The sequence below is a fragment of the Maribacter sp. R77961 genome (assembly GCF_044594925.1).
GTDB lineage: Bacteria > Bacteroidota > Bacteroidia > Flavobacteriales > Flavobacteriaceae > Maribacter.
The window spans coordinates 3,660,219-3,679,038 of record NZ_CP138991.1 but is presented as its reverse complement, the minus strand read 5'-3'; the positions used below and the strand labels follow the sequence as shown (position 1 = coordinate 3,679,038).

Genomic DNA, 18,820 nt, shown 5'->3' with positions numbered 1-18,820 from the left:
TTTATTTGATTTTTATAGGTAATCGATGATTAAAAATATACTTTTTACTGCTTTTTGTTTTTGGGCTTTTAACTTGATGAATGCCCAATCTGACATTCCTACTCAGAAACCCTTGAAAATTGAAGCGATCAAGAAAGCAGACCCCAAAGGTACTACCAAGACCGGTCCTGTATTGAACATACCATCAGTAATAAAAGAACAACCTAAGCTGGACTATAAAAAGCCGAAGCCGGTGCAAATGATTCCGGACGAAGAATTGGTGCAGGCAGGGACTGGACTTAAAATAGACCCACGCATAGGACCTGGAGAACGACTCGGGGGGTCTGGAGAATATTTTGCGGATCAATACCTTGGAGATGTAAAAAGTAATGGCAAATTCATAGGCATTGTTTGTAGAGATCATGAATATGTCGATGGAGACCGCGTTAAAATCTGGGTCAATGATATGGTTGTAGAACCTAATATGCTACTTACAGGAGCGTTTAAAGGCGTTAATGTAGATTTACAAAAAGGTTTTAATAAGCTAGATTTTGAGGCCTTGAACCATGGGTCTTCCGCTCCCAATACGGCTCAGGTAGACGTTTACGATGATACTGGTCAACTTATTTATTCCAATAAATGGTTATTATCTTCAGGTTCCAAAGCCACATTAATCGTAACGAAAGAATAAATAACACTTATCTCCTATTCCCAGGGCTATACGTTTCTTTTGCACGCTGTAAAACATCGCTTTTGTAATATGCAGCGTCTTTCCATGCTACATTAATATACTTTTGGGTTTGATCATCAAAATGTGGTGAACTAGGGTTTCCACTTTGTCCTCCCGCTAAAATCGTTTTGGCTTTAACTTTATCCCCGAACTCTACCGCAGCTACAAAACTATTGCCTCTAGTACCATAAATTTTCTTGACCCCTTCGGTCTTGTAACGTGCACCATAAGCCGCTAAAGCTCCCCATCTACCCGAAGCGAAACCAACGGCGACACTAGGTTTTTCATCATCAAAAGTTTGTTTAATAGCACCATTTAAACGTTGGTATCTATTTACTTCCCCCCAAGGTATTTTCCAAGTTCCAAAGTCGGCCGTGAGTTGATCGATAATATGTTCGAATATTCGAAGCTTTTCACCATTTGGCGATATACTCCCCCAATATTGTACTCTTTCCATAGGTATTAATCCATCAGGATATTTGCCTTCTTTATAATATTGCGTCCCATAAAAATGCGCCAAGGTCATGGCAACGGACGCTTTTGAGGTTTTAAAATCCCAATTGGCCAACTCGGCTATCGCTTCCCTAAGTTTAGGGTTTCTATCGTCATGCATATAATACGCCTTAATCAACCCCGGAATTAATGCTTTAAAAGCTGGCAAATAAGGGTCATGTGCTAACTCAATGAGCGTGTCCAACGTATATCCTTCTTTATCTTTTAATAGGTTTATGGCATGGATACCCCTAAAATTTTCCTGGTCCCGAGACATATAGTAGGGGTAATCCGCTTTATTTGGACTAAATTCCAACGCAGACGTATACGGAGTAGAATTACAATTCTGTATCCATCCGTTTTCGGGATTTAGTACTAGAATATTTTCATCAACAGTATGTAAGCCTTGCCAGTCTGTTTTCGGGTTCCACCCCTCCACTGGTTTTGAATAATCGAAACTAACATCGCGCTTAGGAACAAAATTTCCGTGGAAATAAGCAATATTTCCCTCGGCATCAGCATAGACCGTATTGTTGCTAGAATTTGTGCGAATGTCCATCATTTCCCGGAATCCTTTATATCCCTCTTTCTTGGTTCGGACAAAAGATTGCTCTAATGCTTTCACAGGTTCCCACATCATAGCGGAAGCTGTCCACATACCATCTTCCATATGGGTAATAGGTCCGTGATGGGTGCGATAAGCTGGAAACATCTTTTCCTTTAAGCCCGCACCACTTTTATATTTTAAGGTGATTTCTGAAACTTCGACCGGTCTTAATTCTTCTCCGTACTGATAAAGTACATTCCCATCTAGACTGGTAATATTTTCCTTGAATTCGTCCATGACATCGGTATAGGTGGAGGTATGCATCCATCCCGTCTTCTCGTTAAACCCTTGATACACGAAAAACTGACCCCAAGTAACAGCTCCGTACGCATTTAAACCTTCTTCTGACACTACATGAACCTCTCCTCTAAAGTAGAATGAAGTGTGCGGATTAATCAATAGCATTGCGTTACCAGATTCGGTTAGGTCGCCAGAAATGGCTATCCCGTTGGACCCTTGCGGCTCCGCCATTTCCTCTGTTTTTTCAATGGCAATCAATTCTGATTTTGGCAGCTCCATATTGCCTTCGTAAAAGGCCTTTATCTTACTGGTCCTAATACGTTCTATATCGCCCCCAATACTCCCTTCACTAAAATACATGGGCATCCAAGGTTCAAAACGGGTCAGTAATTTTGGTTTTACTTCAGGATGCGTATATAAGTAATAATTTACCCCATCTGCAAAGGCATCACACAGCTTTTTTAACCAATCTGGACTCTTTTCATAATTGGCTTTCGCTTCTTCTTCCGTCATAAAAAGTTTAGCACGTAAATCACTATATAATGCCTCCTCGCCTTCAACCTCGGCCAAACGACCAGTGGCCCAAATATAATTTTGTTCTACACGATTAAAATCATCTTCACATTGTGCATAAAGCAGTCCAAAAACTGCATCGGCATCCGTTTTTCCGTAAATATGGGGCACACCATAATCATCCCTTATAATCTCTATAGCCGAGGCTTGTTCTTCCCATCTTTCAACCTCCGACAAGGGTTTTGTTTCGGAAACACAGGACACTAAGAACAGAACGGATAAAAAAGTCAGGACAAGAGGTTTCATAAGGATTAATTTTTAAATGAATGAAGATACAGTAAATGGTCTGAAATTACCAACTTCCACTGGCGCCACCACCACCAGAACTACCACCTCCCCCAGAAAAACTACTGGAACTTCCACTACTTGAACTGCTAGATCCGAAAGAATGAGAACCGGAAGATGAAAACGTTTTTCTATAATAGGTGGAGTCGTTCTTAATTAAAGAAATTTTAAAAGCATCTTTTCCAAAGAATTTAATTTTAATGTAAGCTATTAAGAGTGCTATACCAAAGAGAGGAACTAGGAACCATAAAAGCAATAGCGGCTGATCTAACAGCTCTTTACAAGGTAAATAAACTAATTCGAAAGTAGTTAGACCAGCTAAGATAGGACCAATCATAAATAGCAAACCAAACAGTGAAGACAGGACCATACCGAAAATCATGAAAATAGCAGGTAATAAACCTATTTTACCAATCAAAAGACCCCTAAATGTTTCAATTAAACTTTTATAAGATCTGTAAAAGTAAAATCCGCCAACCCCAACAAAAACAGATACAAATAACGATAAAAACACATAACCGATCCATTTATTTCTAGTTTCACTGCGTTGTATTTCATCTTTAAACTCCGCTAAAGCTTTAGGATTATTTAAGAATGTTATGAGTTGGTCTGTACTTTGAGAAATACCCTCATAATACTTCTCTTCTTTAAACTTGGGAATCATAGTGTTTCTAATGATTCTAGACGCGACCGCATCGGTAATATAAGGTTCTAGACCATACCCAACTTCTATACGCACTTCCCTATCCTGCTCCGAAAAAAGTACTAACAGACCATTATCCTTACCTTCTTGACCTAAACCATTTTGGTTAAATAATCCATTAGCATAACTTTCAATAGTTTCAAAACCCAAACGCTCTATCGTTACCACCACCAATTGGTTTGTAGTTTCTGTTTCAAAAGCGGTAAGTTTTTCCTTTAAATCCAATAATTGGCCTGAACTAAAAATTCGTGCACTATCCGTTACAATTTCCTGTAACGTCATATGTTGCTGTTGTGCAGCAAGCCCTAATGAAAAGAAGAGTAAAAGTGAAGCAAGTGTTTTTTTAAACATCGAAATCAATGGAATAGATAGATTGAAAATAATCTTTACCAAAGATAGTACTCTTCTCACTGTCTTGAGTTAACTGTTCAAAAATGAGCTTTTAGGAAATTTGTATGCATTTTGAACCGGCCAAGAAGAAAGCCAAAACGCCCTATTTTCTATATCTACTAAGAGCAAGTCTATTTAATAGTTAAAAAATTCCTGCGTACCTCGGAAGCATCAACTGTAACCATATGCTCTTTTCCCTCCCGCAAATAGCTAACCGCAATTTTCTCTTTGTTCACCAACAATTTTTTCACACCTTCCAAACAGCCTACGTGGCAGGTCTTCTGTGGTCCTATCTTCAATATGATATCTCCACCAAAAAGCATTTCCTTACCGCCAATATTAGCATGTATATAACCACCTCGAATGCCGGCAGCACTAGCTGGACTGGACTGTGCCACCTTCTGAACCAGAAGACCTCCCGTAAGATTCAGATTAAATAATTTTGCAAGCTCATCAGACTTTAGAAAAACACCCTCAATACCAATCCAAGGTCTATCTTCAAAGGACAACAAGGATTTAACCGTATTACTGGTCACCGCCATGCCTATGCCTTGAAAACCACCTGAAACGGTCAAAATACTAGATGCGATACCCACTACTTCTCCATTGGAATTAAAAAGTGGACCCCCACTATTTCCAGAATTTATGGCCGCATCTGTTTGTATAAATTCAATATTTACCGTTCCGTCATAAAGTGTATTAAAATTGCGAAATGCAGATACAATACCCGACGAAAATGAATTTTCCATACCATAAGGACTACCAATGGCATATACGTTCTGGCCTACGGCCATCGTATCCGAATCTCCAAATTTAGCATGAGAAAGGGAACTGTCAGGCACATCAAGCTTCAAGAGTGCAATATCCGCAGATTTTTCACTGAAGAGTAAGGTTGCTTTGCGCAATTTCCCGTCTTGTGTCTTAATACTTATGGTAGAAGACCCATCTACCACATGGGCTGCGGTAAGTATATGACAATCAGACGATATTAAGACTCCAGAGCCTAGCCCTTTGTTCTGCACCGGACCAGTTTGCGTAAAAGAGTTTGAGGTGGTATAAATAGTAACCACTGAAGCTATAACTTCATTATACAACTTGGCTACACTTGTTTCCTGAGCCGAAAGATTTTTAGGGAATGTTCTTTTTTTGGCCGGTGCGTTGTGGCCTTCTTGCGCCATAAGCACCGTAAGGCTAAACGAAAACAGTAGAGTAAGTACTTTTGTTGTTTTTTTCATATCTATGGTTGTTCTAGTCGGTTACATATCCCGTTTGGTCGTAAGCGACCCATCTAAACTAACGTCCCCACTTACATTTATTTTTTCAATTATCTATCTTAGGACTATTACACCTCTATAAATTCAAATTCTTTTTCAATAATACCTACCTTTATAAGCTGTTTTCATTATCTCATAAAACATCGAACGGACTCTTATTAAAACTGAATTAATGCCCGAAAAAAAAGTTAGTATTCTTACTGCGTTCAAAACCATTATTTGGCCTAGACGCAAACTGGTTTTTATTGGCTTACTTTTAATTGTCATTAGTAAGGCGGCAAGTTTTGTAGCGCCAGTTTCTTTAGAATATTTTCTGGATACTATCATTCCGAATAAAGATTATGGCGCCTTAAAAATATTAGTAATACTAGTTACTTTGGCCTTTTTTATACAAGGCCTTACTTCTTTCTTGCTCACCAAAGTTTTGAGTATTCAAGCGCAATACATGATTTCTGAGCTTCGGGCGCAGGTACAGAAAAAAGTGCTTGCTCTACCCATTCGCTTTTTTGACAATACCAAATCTGGTGCCTTGGTTTCCAGAATAATGAGTGACGTGGAAGGAGTACGAAATCTCATAGGAACAGGCTTAGTACAACTTGTAGGCGGCACGATTACCTCTGTGGTTTCAATTATTTTGCTGCTAAGAGTTAATATTGTGATGACGCTGTTAACATTTTTACCGCTCATCATCTTTGCATTTATTGCTCTAAAAGCCTTCAAAATTATTCGGCCTGTATTTCGTGAAAGAGGTAAAATCAATGCTGAAGTAAAAGGTAGGTTGACCGAAACACTTGGTGGAATTAGAGTCATCAAAGGCTTTAATGCCGAAGTACAAGAAGCCAAAGTATTTGAAAACGGAGTACACCGCTTGTATAAGAATGTTAAAAAGAGTTTGACCGCAACCGCTGTAATGACCAGTTCATCCACATTTTTATTGGGTTTGGCAACTACTGTAATCATGATGGGTTATGGTGGTCATCTTATGATACAGGGTGATATTACACAAGGAGAATACTTTAAATTCACTTTTCTACTAGCCTTAATGGTCGCTCCAATTATTCAAATGAGTAATATCGGCAGTCAGTTAACAGAGGCCTTGGCTGGACTTGACCGTACGGAAGAACTAATGAACCAAGTATCTGAAGTAGATGAAAAAGAGCGTACCGTTCAACTTTCAAATATTCATGGCGATATGTCTTTTGAAGATGTCTCTTTTGCTTACGAAGAAGACAAGGATGTTCTGCACAATATTAGTTTTAAGGTGAAATCAGGGGATGTAATAGCTTTGGTCGGTAGTTCGGGTTCAGGTAAATCTACTATTGCCGGTTTGGCCGCTACTTTTTTGAATCCGGATTCGGGTAAAATCATGGTAGATGGAATTGATTTGGCAAAGGTCGATTTAACCAGTTTTCGCCAGTTTTTGGGAGTTGTACTTCAAGACGATTTCTTATTTGAGGGTACCATAAAAGATAATATCCTTTTCCCAAGACCAAATGCTACCGAGGAAGAACTACAAGCAGCAGTAAAAGCAGCTTATGTTGATGAATTTACGGATCGGTTCGATGATGGCTTAGAAACATTAATTGGAGAAAGAGGGGTAAAGCTATCTGGTGGACAACGACAGCGTATTGCCATAGCCCGTGCGGTATTGGCAAATCCTAAAATCCTTATTCTTGATGAAGCGACCTCTAACTTGGATACCGAAAGCGAAGCACTGATTCAAAAAAGTTTGGCCACATTGACGGAAGGTAGAACCACTTTTGTAATAGCCCACCGACTAAGTACCATTCGCAAAGCAAACCAGATTCTGGTTATTGAAAATGGAAAAATAGCGGAGCAAGGAACGCATGATGAATTGATTGCAACGGAAGGCAGGTACTACAACTTATTTACCTATCAGGCAAGGATATAGGTTCGTTGTTAAATTTCTAGAAATTTCCTGTTAATATTCAACTTCAAAACTTCAACATAGAATTAGTTTCGTGCTAAATTGTATTCTAATCATCTAACAAATACAGTCCAATTTTTATTTTCCAATAGGGCATTTTTTCTTCAAAATATTCAAAAAATGCTTTAAGACCTGCGTCATCTTCCAAATCCTCTTTGGCATCTGCTAAACTGTCTAATTCCTCCCCTGTTAAAAATTGATGTAAATCAATGGACCTACCTTCCGCATTTGCTTTTACCAAATGTCCATAGACCGTATTTTCGGAAATACCTCTTTGTTCGGCTATTTCGGAGATAGACAAACCTTCTTTAAATAAATTTAAAGATTTTAAATGCGTAGCCACTTTTGTTTTCTTACTTGGAGAAAAGGCAGCTATTTCTTTTAAAAACGGGGTAGCGTACTTTTCTAATTTTGCCTGCCCTACTCCAGAAATTTGCATAAATTCCGTTTCGTTCTTAGGCAGTTTAAGCTCCATATCCTTTAAACTGGCATCCCCAAATATCACATAAGCTGGAACTCCTTCTGCCGTTGCAATCTCATGACGTAATACCCTAAGTTTTTCAAAAAGCCCCGTTCTTGTAGCGCGCGACTTTGCTTCTCGTTTTGGTTTTTCTGCCACTTTCTGCAATGTCGCCAATTGCACTTCTTTTTTATCGTAGAGTACTTCTTTCGCTAAAGGAGTGAGTCCCAAACGCGCTCCTTCTTTAAAATTGATATGTAATATCCCCTGATTCAATAATTGTATAACATACTGCTGCAAATCTTGCCAAGAAATATCCTTTACCGCGCCGTAGGTCTTAATATTTTGATAGCCTTTCTCGAGAACTTGGGCATTTTGAGCTCCCCTTAATACATCAATAACGGTTCCCATAGGTTCTCGTTCTCGTAAACGTGCAACCGCCGAACAAATTTTCTGTGCTAATACCGTAGCATCAAAATAGGCAGGTGGCTGCTTACAGATATCACAGTTACCACAACCTTGGGTGACACGCTCGCCAAAATAATTCAGCAAAGCTATCCTCCTGCAACTTAACGCTTCCGCAAACTGTTGCATACGTTCCAGCTTGGCATATTCAACCTCCGCATTTTCACTGCTAGAAATAAATCTGCGCAATTGCGCTACATCTCCAAAACTATAGAATAGTAACGCGTGCGCTGGAAGTCCGTCTCGTCCGCCACGACCAATTTCTTGGTAATACCCTTCAATATTCTTTGGGAGGTTATAATGTATTACCCAACGTACATTACTCTTATCTATCCCCATGCCAAAGGCAATAGTAGCCACTACAATGGGTGTTTCATCCGTAATAAAAGCTTCTTGGGCTTTATTCCGTTCATCGGCAGACATACCCGCATGATAAGCCTGCGCTTTGTAACCTGCGGCAATAAGTTTTGCTGCAATGGTCTCTGTACTTTTTCGACTTAAACAATAAATAATTCCGCTTTCATTGTGCCGCTCCTCCAGAAATTCAAGAATATGGTGTATACGGTCTTGGGCTGGCTTTACCTCCAAAAACAAATTAGGTCGATTGAATGAGGCCAAATGTTGTTCTGCTTGGTGAATGTTAAGTTGACCAACAATATCTTCTTGAGTCGTCTTATCCGCGGTAGCTGTAAGTGCAATGATTGGAACGGAGGGGAATCGCTCTTTTAAATTTCCCAATTGCGTATAAGCTGGTCTAAAATCATGCCCCCAAGAGGAGATGCAATGTGCCTCATCTACGGCAAAAATGCTTACAGCAATGGTTTCTAAAACGTCCTTTATAAAACCTAAGCTCTCCGGTGCTATATAAAATAATTTTAGCACGCCCTCTTTAAGCTGCTTAAAAATAGTTTCTTGGGTTTCTTGGGTTTGCGAGCTATTATAATATGCTGCAGGGATACCGTTAGCCTTGAGCACATCTACTTGGTCTTTCATTAATGCAATTAGTGGGCTTATGACAATAGCCGTGCCTTCTAAAGCTAATGCTGTCAACTGGTAGCACAAGGATTTACCTCCACCTGTAGGCATAATTGCCAAAACATCCTTTTTAGCCATGACATCCTCAATAACCGCCAATTGATTAGGTTTAAAGTTGTCGTATCCAAAATGGGTTTTTAGTAAAGGAAGTAAATCGTTTGCTTTAGTGCTTTTCATCAATTAAAAAGAAGTTGTAAAATGAAGCAAGGTAAGCTTTTGCCTAAGACTCTTCCGGAGCTAGTTCTACCTCTAGCCCTTCCATATCTTCAGTAATATGAAGTTGACAACCTAAACGCGAATTGTCCTCGACATTGAATGCTTCTGCTAGCATTGCATCTTCATCATCGGATTTCTCTGGAAGCTTATGATTTGATTTTACATAACATTGACATGAAGCACACATAGCCATTCCGCCGCAGATACCTATGGTACCCTCCGGCGCAAGTTCATAAGAACGAACTACTTCCATAAGGTTCATATTCATATCGGTCGGGGCGTCAATTTCATGCAACACTCCGTCTCTATCCGTTATCTTAATTTTTACATCTGTCATTTCTAATCTATAGCTTTTATAACCGCCTTAGGAGCTTCTTTCTTGGTGCCATCAAACCCGGTGACACCACCTACGGTAGTATATTTCATAACGTATTTCTTATCGGGATATATCTTTTGGTAAGCACTCTGGCACATTAAAGTTGCTTCATGAAAACCACAAAGAATCAATTTTAATTTTCCTGGATAAGTATTTACGTCGCCTATGGCATAGACACCAGGAATATTAGTTTGGTAATCTAAGGTATTATCTACTTTAATTGCATTTTTTTCAATCTCCAAGCCCCAGTCTCCTATTGGACCTAGCTTTGGCGACAAGCCAAATAAGGGTATAAAATTATCAACCTTCAAGGAGATAGGCTCTTCTACATCATTTTTTTTGATGGTTACCGATTCTAAGATACCTGACCCACTAAGACCAACAATTTCAGCTGGTGTAATAAGGTTTATTTTTCCTTCGTTTTTAAGCTTCTGTACTTTTTCAACAGAATCTAAAGCCCCTCGGAATTCACTACGCCGGTGCACCAAAGTTACCTCAGCCGCAACATCGGCCAAGAAAATACTCCAATCCAAGGCAGAGTCCCCACCCCCAGCAATAACTACTTTTTTATCTCTATAGACTTCAGGGTCCTTAATAATATAAGCAACGCCCTTATCTTCGTATTTCGTCAAATTTTCTAGTAGCGGCTTACGAGGCTCAAAACTACCCAACCCACCAGCAATAGCTACTATAGGAGCATGATGTTTTGTTCCCTTGTTGGTAGTTACAATAAAAGAACCATCTTCGAGTTTTTCAATAGTTTCTGCACGTTCCCCTAAAGTAAAACCGGGCTGAAATGGTTTTATTTGTTCCATAAGATTGTCTACTAAATCTCCTGCCAGCACCTCTGGAAAACCAGGAATATCATAGATGGGCTTTTTAGGATATATTTCTGAACATTGTCCGCCTGCTTGCGGTAATGCATCAATCAAATGACATTTCAATTGTAATAATCCAGCTTCAAAAACGGCAAAAAGACCCGTAGGTCCCGCTCCTATTATTAATATATCTGTTTTAATCATACAGAAATCAAATTAAAAATCACAGCAAAAATACTGCTGTGATTACTTTCTTTTTATGACTTTTATCAATTCTTTTAACTAATGTTGATGACCTCTTCTATCTGCGGTGCATATTTCTTAATTGTCATTTCTACACCGCTTTTAAGCGTCATTTGATTTACAGAACAACCAACACAAGCACCTTCGAGCTTTACCTTGACAGAATTATCGTTATCAATGGATATCAAAGAAATATCACCACCATCACTCTGTAAAAACGGACGGATTTCTTCCAGCGCTTTCTCGATATTATTTCTTAGTTCATCTGCAGTCATTGTTACCATAGCTACTTCTTTTTAACAGCGGCACAACCCGCCATTGTTGTTATTTTAATCGCCTCTGTCGGCGGTATATCTTTATTTCTTCTTACTACTTCCTGTACCACGTTCTTCGTTATCTCCTCAAAGGCACTTTCAATAGCAGTTGCTGTTTGTAAAGCCGCAGGGCGACCAACGTCACCCGCTTCCCGAATACTTTGTACCAACGGAATCTCACCTAAGAAAGGAACTTTTAAATCTTCTGAGAGATGTTTAGCACCTTCTTTACCAAATATATAATATTTATTATCAGGAAGTTCTTCAGGAGTAAAAAAGGCCATATTCTCTACAATCCCTAAAACTGGTACGTTAATAGAATCCTGTTGAAACATAGCAACGCCCTTCCGGGCATCTGCCAATGCAACTTCTTGTGGTGTACTTACCACAACGGCACCCGTTACAGGCATAGCCTGCATAATGCTCAAATGAATATCTCCCGTACCTGGCGGCAAGTCTAACAACATAAAATCAATTTCTCCCCAATGCGCATCAAAAATCATTTGATTTAATGCTTTGGATGCCATAGGCCCTCTCCAAATCACAGCTTGATCTCGTTGCGTAAAAAAGCCTATGGAAAGTAACTTTACACCATAACTTTCTACCGGTTTCATTTTAGATTTTCCGTTAACGTTTACCGCCAAGGGTTTTTCTTGGGCAACATCGAACATAATAGGCATGGACGGACCATAAATATCTGCATCCAATAAGCCTACTTTGAAGCCCATTTTAGCGAGAGTTACCGCCAAGTTTGCCGTAACCGTAGATTTTCCAACGCCACCTTTACCTGATGCTACAGCAATTATATTTTTTATACCCGGCAGTGGTTTGCCTTTTATCTCATTAGTCTTTGGCTTAGCGGGGGCATCTACCTTGATATTTATTTTAATTTTCGCCTTCTCATAGACCTCTTTGTGAATGATTTTAAGTATCTCGACCTCGGTCTTTTTTCTAGCCTGCAAACTTGGATTGGCAATGGTAATATCCACCTCTACCTCATCGCCAAAAATCTGTATGTTCTTTACGGCACCACTTTCTACCATATTCTGGCCTTCACCAGGAACGGTAATATGTTCCAGTGCCTTTAAAATATCCTTTTTATCTAGCTTCATTATGTATACTCATTCTAAACAACAAAGATAGTCCTTAGCGGTGAGAATAGGAAGCTGTAGAATTGAAATGTAATATGTTCTAATAGGCTATGTTGATGGTTGATGGTTGATGGTTGATGGTTGATGGTTGATGGTTGATGGTTGATGGTTGATGGTTGATGGTTGATGGTAAGAAAATTTAAAAAATATTGATTTATCCTAATTTTTGAAAAATTAGGATAAATCATTACATCTCCTTTATACCTTTCTTCCATCCAATAAATTAATGATTCGAGAACCGTACGCAGCATTCTTTTCTGAATGGGTTACTTGAATGATTGTAACCCCATCTTCCTCATTCAACTTTTTAAACAGCTCCATGATTTCCTCACTTTGTTGGGAATTCAGGTTACCTGTAGGTTCATCTGCCAAAATTAACTTAGGATTAGCAATTAAAGCCCTTGCCACACCAACTAATTGCTGCTGACCACCACTAAGCTGGGCTGGGAAAAGGTCTTTTTTTCCAACGATATTAAAACGGTCCAACATATCAGCAACCATGGCCTTACGTTCTGCACTTTTATATTTTTTATACAGTAGGGGCATTTCTAGATTTTCCTGGACCGTAAGTTCATCCAATAAATGATACGATTGAAATACAAAACCTATGTATTCTTTGTACAAATTTGCCCTATGCTTTTCCTTAAGGGTATGTACAGATTCATCCAAAAAGTGATACTCTCCCTCGTCAAAACCATCCAACATTCCTATCACGTTCAATAACGTGGATTTTCCTGAACCGGAAGGTCCCATTATAGAAATAAATTCTCCTTCTTCTACCTGCAGATTAATATCCTTTAGTAGAAATATACGTTGGCCTCCAGAATTGACCCATTTAAAAATATTGTTTAATTGAAGTAGCATAATTTTAGTGTTATATTTAATTTTTTATTCTTCCTTGAGTGCATTGATAGGATTTTTAGTTGCTGCCTTAATCGCTTGGCTTCCTACCGTAAGTAAGGTAATTGCCAAAGCAATCAATCCGGCTCCTACAAAATAACCTAAATGAAGTGATATCTTGTATGCAAATTGTGACAACCAGTTTGAAGCAAGTAAATAAGCCACTGGTAACGAAATTAACATTGAAAGTACTACCAACTTAATAAACTCGCCGGATAACATGGTAGTTACTTGACGAATACTTTGACCAAGCACTTTACGAATACTAATTTCTTTTCGTCGCCTTTCTGCCGAAAATGCAGCGAGTCCAAATAATCCTAGGCACGAGATTAAAATAGCCATCCCTGCAAAGTATTTTGATAAAGTTGCGACCCGTTGCTCGGCTTGATAAAGTTTTTGATATTGACTATCAAGAAAGCGATAATCAAACGCCAAACCAGGACTGAATTCGTTGTACAGGGCTGTTAACGCCGTAAGGGTTTCTTTTTCTTCCCCTGCTCTTATTTTTACCATTAAAGTTCCCACCCATTCGGTTTTACAGAGCAATGCCATGGGTGCTATTTCTTCATAGAGCGATTGAATATGAAAATCTTTCACCACTCCAATGATTTCTCGATTTGGGCCTCGCATATCTATAATTGTACCTATGGGATTTTCAAGACCCATGAGTCTTACAGCGGTTTCGTTCAAAACAATTTTTGTGCCAGTATCCGGTTTTTCATCAACGTAAGAACGACCGGCCGTAATTTCAATGCCCATAGTTTCAATAAAATCCGGACCAACATGTGCGTGTTTAAAAGCAAGATTTTTACCGGCCTCCGTTTGTCCTGGCCAGCTATGTCCCCAAGAAGTATTACTAAAATTAGTCATATCGCCTTGCATATAAGACGCATTTACCACGCCGGGAACATTTTTTGCTTCTTCAATAAAAGTTTCCATATTATTCACAAGTCCGTCTTGTCTGTCAAAAACAATAACGCTGTCCTTTTCATATCCTAAATTCTTAGATTGCACAAAGTCTAGCTGCATGTAAATAACACTCACCGCTACGATGAGTAAAATAGAGATGGCAAATTGAAATACGACCAAACCTTTGCGTAACATCAACTCACCGAAAGCGGTTCCTATTTTACCTTTTAATACACGCACAGCATTGAATTTCGTAAGATATAATGCTGGGTAACTTCCTGCCAATAGGCCAGTGACCAAACTTACACCTAATAAAACCCCCAATTGCCTAGCATCAATTGAAAAAACTATTTCTTTTCCTGTAAGCACGTTGAACCATGGCATTATGAGCCAAACCAAAGCACAGGCCACTATCAAGGAAAAGAAAGACAGTAAAACCGATTCTATTAAAAATTGGAAGATGAGCGCTTTTCTATTGGCACCAACCACTTTCTTAATCCCTATTTCCTTAAATCGTTTAGAAGCCTTGGCAGTAGATAAATTCATAAAATTTATACAAGCAATCAACAAAATGAAAATCGCCACCATAGAAAAAAGATATACGTAACTGATTCGTCCTCCGGCATGTTGACCATTTTCAAAACGACCGTTTAAATAATTGTCCGAATATTTTGAAAGAAACACCGTAGCGGTGTTGTCAGCATCCTTTTTTTGAATAAAATCCGCTATTTTATCATTGAATTCATTGCTATCTATTTCAGGTCGAAGTAATACGTACATGCTTGAACTATTGCTGTCCCAATGAATATAATCAGGGTTTCTATTCTGTAAGAATTTCTTGTAAGAAACTACAAAGTCAAAATCTTCGGTAGTATTTTTCGGAAGTTCAAAAACACCATTTATAGTCATTACGGCATCCAGACCATATTCCCCGTTCTTAATAGTAATGGGTTTCCCGATAGCGTCAACTTCCGAGTCAAATAGTGAAATTGCCAATTCGCTAGAAATGGCAATTGAATTAACGTCTTTTAAGGCATCTTCTTTACTGCCAGCTACCAACGGAAAAGAAAAAATATTAAAATAATCTTCACTTGCAAAAACACCATTACTGCTTATCTTTTTTTGATTGGTCTGAATCATTCCGCCACCATAAATTTCATGCACGGCCACTATCCTTTCAACCTCAGGCAATTCCTCTTTAAAAGTGGTTAACATTTGACTAGAATTTGAGCTTTGTGTCCGTAGTTCTCCATCGGCGTTAGGGACATTTCTAAAGACCTGGTGAATACGGTCGTCATTCTCATGAAACTTGTCCATAATCAGCTCATCGGACACCCATAAATAGACTAATAAAACACAGGCTAGGCCTGTTGATAATCCAATACTATTGATTAGAAAACTACTTTTGTGTTTTTTAATGTTCCGTAAATACAGTAATACGTTTTGCTTTAACATTTTTTGGTTTTTATAGTGATGGCTCAAAAAGTTTGGTATACTATGTAATCTCTAAAAATGAGTGAATCCTTATTGTTTGGACACCCTACTGGAACCTGATGATTTACTATGAATAACATCAGGATTTCCGCGATATTTAGTGTTACTAGACCCGGATGACCTAGAATCAATACTTTCATTCACGGTTATGCGAATATTCGATGAACCCGATGAGCTTATCTCTGCGGTATCCGTAGTAAATTCATAAGCGCTTAAGTTTGATGAGCCAGATGAAGTAATTTCTAAACTTTCCGAAGTTCCACCTAAAGTTATAGTGCTAGCACCGGAAGTAATTATCATTACATTTTTAGCATTAACACGTAAATCCGCATTTTTAGAACCAGAAGTATGAATCTTGAAATTACTTGCCTCAAAGGTCTTTTTCCCCACTACTTTTCCCGAGCCCGAAAGGCGAATTGCATCAATTTTATCAACCGGTATGGTAACGTAAATAGTTTCACCCCTAGATGGACGTAACTGTACATTCTTTTTAGCTTTAATAATTAAAGTGCCACTTTTAACTTCAGTCTCTATATATTCTAAAAGGTTTGCTTCCCCCTTAAGCGTAACTGTACCTTCCTCCCCATCAACCAATGCCACTTGATAAAAACCACCCACAGCGATACCCCCAAAATCGCCTATCTTTCTTTCTAAGGACACTATGTTCCCATCACCTTTGATTTTCTTTTCCCTTTGTGCTTGAGTAAAAGTTATTCCAATGATTACTAAAATGAATGTTGCAATTGATTTCATGATTTTGATTTTTGATTGACATATTATTTATTCGTCTCTTAAACTTCTAACAGGATTCTGCATTGCGGCACTTATTGTTCTAGTTCCCACCGTGAAAAAAGCTATAGCCATGGCCAACATGCCAGCCACCGCAAAAAACCAGATGTTTAATTCTATCTTATTCTCATAATTTGCTAACCATTCCCTTAAAAACCACCAGGCAACAGGTGTTGCAATTACAAATGAAATCAGAACCAATTGTAAAAAATCTTTGGTCAACAGTATGGTTAAAGACGAAACACTAGCTCCCAGAACTTTACGTACGCCAATCTCTTTGGTTCGTTGTGCCACTATCAATAAAGACATTGCAAATAAGCCGATACAACTGAGTGCAATTGCTAGAACGGACCCACTGGTGATCATAGTGGCCATTTTTTTTTCTCTTCTAAAGGTATTGTCAATATTTTCATCTAAGAATGAACCTAAAAATTCTGCATTTGGCTCAATTTTCTTCCATGCCTTTTCTACTGCTTTAAAAGAATTGGCCATATTTACTGGTGTAACTTTCACAAAAGCATATGCCAAACCTGATTCTCTATCCAAAAAAAATGTCAACGGTTCTATAGCTTTTGAGATATCCTGAAAATTATAATCTTTTACAACGCCAATTATGGGAGACCTAAGACTATCGTTCATAGGTAGTGAAGCGGTCAAAGGGTCAGATTCATCCAATTCCTTTGCCATACTTTCATTTATAATTACAGCTTGGGTATCTCCATGATAGTTTTTATCAAAGGAACGCCCAGCAACCAGCTCTATACCTAAAGTTTTAAAATAATTATAATCTACCGTTAAAGCATGCGTACGAACACCTCTACCCTTATAATCAAAACCCCATACACTGGTAGATTGACTGCCATCTTTTCCCCTACCCAAATTATTATCGGATGCAGAAACTCCCAAGATATTGGGATTACCCGCAAGCTCTTCTCTAAGCAACTTTACGGCATCATAAGGATTCTTTTTACCATCTATAGGGAATGATAATACCTGATCTTTATCAAACCCTAAATCCTTATTGCGCATATAATCTACTTGACTCCATAAAACCAGGGTTCCGCAAATGAGTAAAATAGCGATTCCGAACTGTACGACCATCAATACATTTCTTACACGGTTGCTCCCAGAAGTCTCTAATTTTCCCTTTAAAGACTGAATAGTTCCTAAACGACTTAATAATAAAGCTGGATAACCGCCTACTAACAATGTAATAATAACTACAACCGATAAGAATCCCAGTATTATTGTAGGAGACATTAACATATCAAAGGAAATAGCCGTTCTAAAAATTGTTTTGAAGTCGTTTATCAATAAAAAGCTAAGTAAGGTTCCAAAAGCGACCGATATCAAAAAAACAAAAAGACTTTCACTCCAAAATTGAAAGAATAATTGCATTTTCTGTGCCCCTAAGGTTTTTCGCATTCCAATTTCCCGAAGACGTTGTGCACTTTTGGCAATACTCATATTTATGAAGTTAACACTTGCTATGAACAAGATTAGAAATGCCACTCCAAGAATTAGGTATGGTACAGCACGACTTACATCGGCAAACCCTTTTCTAAAACTTGCAAAGCGAACATCCTTTAAGGGCAGTAATCTGATCTGAAAAAATTGACCAGCTTCGTTTGGGACCGCCCCATCGCGTTTTAGTCGCTCAGAATTACTGCTGTAATGCAACGCTGTCAAGGAATGCGTATTATTTTCGAATTGCTGTACTGTTATTTCTGGTTGTAGTTGCATAAAGACAGCATGGTACTGCGCATTCCACGTTTGCATATTTTCGGCATAGCCTGCATGATTTTCAAACGGAATAGCAATATCAAATTCTAATGTATTTTGATTATCGTTATTACCGACTATCGCAGATACGGTAAACGGTTCTTCCTTACCATCTATTAAAATGGCGATGGTTTTTCCAATGGCCTCTTCATTACCAAAAAGTGCCTTGGCCGTATTTTCAGTAACTACTACTGAATTCTTTTCTTGAAGGGGATTGTCCTTATTTCCCTTCAAGACCGGAAACGTAAACATTTCAAAAAACTCACTATCTAACCAAGCGGCATCAAAATTAATTTCCTTCTCCTTGTATAGTGTCAAAGCTTCTTGTTCAAGAAAGCGGGTTATTTTTTCTACCCCAGGCACCTCCTCTTTTAATGAGCTTGCCAAAGGCGCTGGCTGACTTGTGGTTACTTCGGGACCCTTTGGTGCTTCTATTACCGTATATACTTGATAAATGTTATCGCCGTTATCATGAAAGCTATTATACCCTAAATCAAAAAAGGCGGCCATTGCGAGTAATATGGCAACACCAAAAGCTACTGATAGACCAAGAACATTGATAAGGGTAAAAGTTTTATCCTTAACTAAGTTCCTCCAAGCAATTTTCAAATAGTTCTTAAACATGATTGATTTATTTTTAGATTGTT

Annotated in this window: 14 protein-coding genes; 2 read left to right on the top strand and 12 right to left on the bottom strand. The window is 38.5% G+C overall.

What is annotated here, in order from left to right; translation table 11 throughout:
• The first annotated feature begins 25 nt into the window (after positions 1-25).
• A complete protein-coding gene (locus SJY09_RS15860) occupies positions 26-670 on the top strand; it encodes a hypothetical protein (protein WP_396636681.1) in 645 nt (214 codons plus the stop codon).
• A gap of 7 nt (positions 671-677) precedes the next feature.
• On the opposite strand, the gene SJY09_RS15855 is transcribed toward SJY09_RS15860, so the two are convergent.
• The 3 genes from SJY09_RS15855 to SJY09_RS15845 form a co-directional block, all read right to left on the bottom strand.
• Entirely contained in the window at positions 678-2,867 is a 2,190-nt protein-coding gene (locus SJY09_RS15855) for an acylase (protein WP_396636680.1), read from the bottom strand.
• 46 nt (positions 2,868-2,913) lie between these two features.
• Positions 2,914-4,020 carry a TPM domain-containing protein gene (locus SJY09_RS15850; RefSeq protein WP_396636679.1) on the bottom strand — a complete coding sequence of 369 codons (1,107 nt, stop codon included), beginning with the start codon at positions 4,018-4,020 and terminating at the stop codon, positions 2,914-2,916.
• Positions 4,021-4,130: 110 nt separating this feature from the next.
• A complete protein-coding gene (locus SJY09_RS15845; protein WP_396636678.1) occupies positions 4,131-5,234 on the bottom strand; it encodes a S1C family serine protease in 1,104 nt (367 codons plus the stop codon).
• 211 nt (positions 5,235-5,445) lie between these two features.
• On the opposite strand from SJY09_RS15845, the gene SJY09_RS15840 reads away from it, so the two are divergent.
• Entirely contained in the window at positions 5,446-7,185 is a 1,740-nt protein-coding gene (locus SJY09_RS15840; protein WP_396636677.1) for an ABC transporter ATP-binding protein, read from the top strand.
• An 85-nt stretch (positions 7,186-7,270) separates the two neighbouring features.
• Here the strand turns inward: SJY09_RS15840 and recQ are convergent, their stop codons facing one another.
• The 9 genes from recQ to SJY09_RS15795 form a co-directional block, all read right to left on the bottom strand.
• Positions 7,271-9,358: a DNA helicase RecQ gene (gene recQ, locus SJY09_RS15835; RefSeq protein WP_396636676.1), complete on the bottom strand. Its 2,088-nt coding sequence runs from the start codon at positions 9,356-9,358 to the stop codon at positions 7,271-7,273.
• A gap of 43 nt (positions 9,359-9,401) precedes the next feature.
• Positions 9,402-9,734 (bottom strand): ferredoxin, encoded by a 333-nt coding sequence (locus tag SJY09_RS15830; protein WP_396636675.1) that lies wholly within the window; start codon positions 9,732-9,734, stop codon positions 9,402-9,404.
• A gap of 2 nt (positions 9,735-9,736) precedes the next feature.
• A complete protein-coding gene (locus SJY09_RS15825) occupies positions 9,737-10,795 on the bottom strand; it encodes an NAD(P)/FAD-dependent oxidoreductase (protein WP_396636674.1) in 1,059 nt (352 codons plus the stop codon).
• 74 nt (positions 10,796-10,869) lie between these two features.
• Positions 10,870-11,109: a NifU family protein gene (locus tag SJY09_RS15820; protein ID WP_396638643.1), complete on the bottom strand. Its 240-nt coding sequence runs from the start codon at positions 11,107-11,109 to the stop codon at positions 10,870-10,872.
• Between the two features lie 11 nt (positions 11,110-11,120).
• The gene (locus tag SJY09_RS15815) at positions 11,121-12,260 is read right to left on the bottom strand and encodes a P-loop NTPase (protein ID WP_396636673.1); all 1,140 of its coding nucleotides are present in this window, start codon (positions 12,258-12,260) and stop codon (positions 11,121-11,123) included.
• A 237-nt stretch (positions 12,261-12,497) separates the two neighbouring features.
• Positions 12,498-13,163 carry an ABC transporter ATP-binding protein gene (locus SJY09_RS15810; protein ID WP_396636672.1) on the bottom strand — a complete coding sequence of 222 codons (666 nt, stop codon included), beginning with the start codon at positions 13,161-13,163 and terminating at the stop codon, positions 12,498-12,500.
• Positions 13,164-13,187: 24 nt separating this feature from the next.
• On the bottom strand, positions 13,188-15,563 hold the full coding sequence (locus SJY09_RS15805; RefSeq protein WP_396636671.1) for an FtsX-like permease family protein: 2,376 nt from the start codon (positions 15,561-15,563) through the stop codon (positions 13,188-13,190).
• A gap of 69 nt (positions 15,564-15,632) precedes the next feature.
• A complete protein-coding gene (locus SJY09_RS15800) occupies positions 15,633-16,355 on the bottom strand; it encodes a head GIN domain-containing protein (RefSeq protein ID WP_396636670.1) in 723 nt (240 codons plus the stop codon).
• A gap of 27 nt (positions 16,356-16,382) precedes the next feature.
• Positions 16,383-18,797 (bottom strand): ABC transporter permease, encoded by a 2,415-nt coding sequence (locus tag SJY09_RS15795; protein ID WP_396636669.1) that lies wholly within the window; start codon positions 18,795-18,797, stop codon positions 16,383-16,385.
• Positions 18,798-18,820: the final 23 nt, after the last annotated feature.

What these genes read in the sequence shown, in the direction of transcription:
- SJY09_RS15860 (WP_396636681.1), top strand. Translation starts at nt 26, where the DNA reads ATGATTAAAAATATACTTTTTACTGCTTTTTGTTTTTGGGCTTTTAAC.
- SJY09_RS15855 (WP_396636680.1), bottom strand. Translation starts at nt 2,867, where the DNA reads ATGAAACCTCTTGTCCTGACTTTTTTATCCGTTCTGTTCTTAGTGTCC.
- SJY09_RS15845 (WP_396636678.1), bottom strand. Translation starts at nt 5,234, where the DNA reads ATGAAAAAAACAACAAAAGTACTTACTCTACTGTTTTCGTTTAGCCTT.
- SJY09_RS15840 (WP_396636677.1), top strand. Translation starts at nt 5,446, where the DNA reads ATGCCCGAAAAAAAAGTTAGTATTCTTACTGCGTTCAAAACCATTATT.
- recQ (WP_396636676.1), bottom strand. Translation starts at nt 9,358, where the DNA reads ATGAAAAGCACTAAAGCAAACGATTTACTTCCTTTACTAAAAACCCAT.
- SJY09_RS15830 (WP_396636675.1), bottom strand. Translation starts at nt 9,734, where the DNA reads ATGACAGATGTAAAAATTAAGATAACGGATAGAGACGGAGTGTTGCAT.
- SJY09_RS15825 (WP_396636674.1), bottom strand. Translation starts at nt 10,795, where the DNA reads ATGATTAAAACAGATATATTAATAATAGGAGCGGGACCTACGGGTCTT.
- SJY09_RS15820 (WP_396638643.1), bottom strand. Translation starts at nt 11,109, where the DNA reads ATGACTGCAGATGAACTAAGAAATAATATCGAGAAAGCGCTGGAAGAA.
- SJY09_RS15815 (WP_396636673.1), bottom strand. Translation starts at nt 12,260, where the DNA reads ATGAAGCTAGATAAAAAGGATATTTTAAAGGCACTGGAACATATTACC.
- SJY09_RS15810 (WP_396636672.1), bottom strand. Translation starts at nt 13,163, where the DNA reads ATGCTACTTCAATTAAACAATATTTTTAAATGGGTCAATTCTGGAGGC.
- SJY09_RS15805 (WP_396636671.1), bottom strand. Translation starts at nt 15,563, where the DNA reads ATGTTAAAGCAAAACGTATTACTGTATTTACGGAACATTAAAAAACAC.
- SJY09_RS15800 (WP_396636670.1), bottom strand. Translation starts at nt 16,355, where the DNA reads ATGAAATCAATTGCAACATTCATTTTAGTAATCATTGGAATAACTTTT.
- SJY09_RS15795 (WP_396636669.1), bottom strand. Translation starts at nt 18,797, where the DNA reads ATGTTTAAGAACTATTTGAAAATTGCTTGGAGGAACTTAGTTAAGGAT.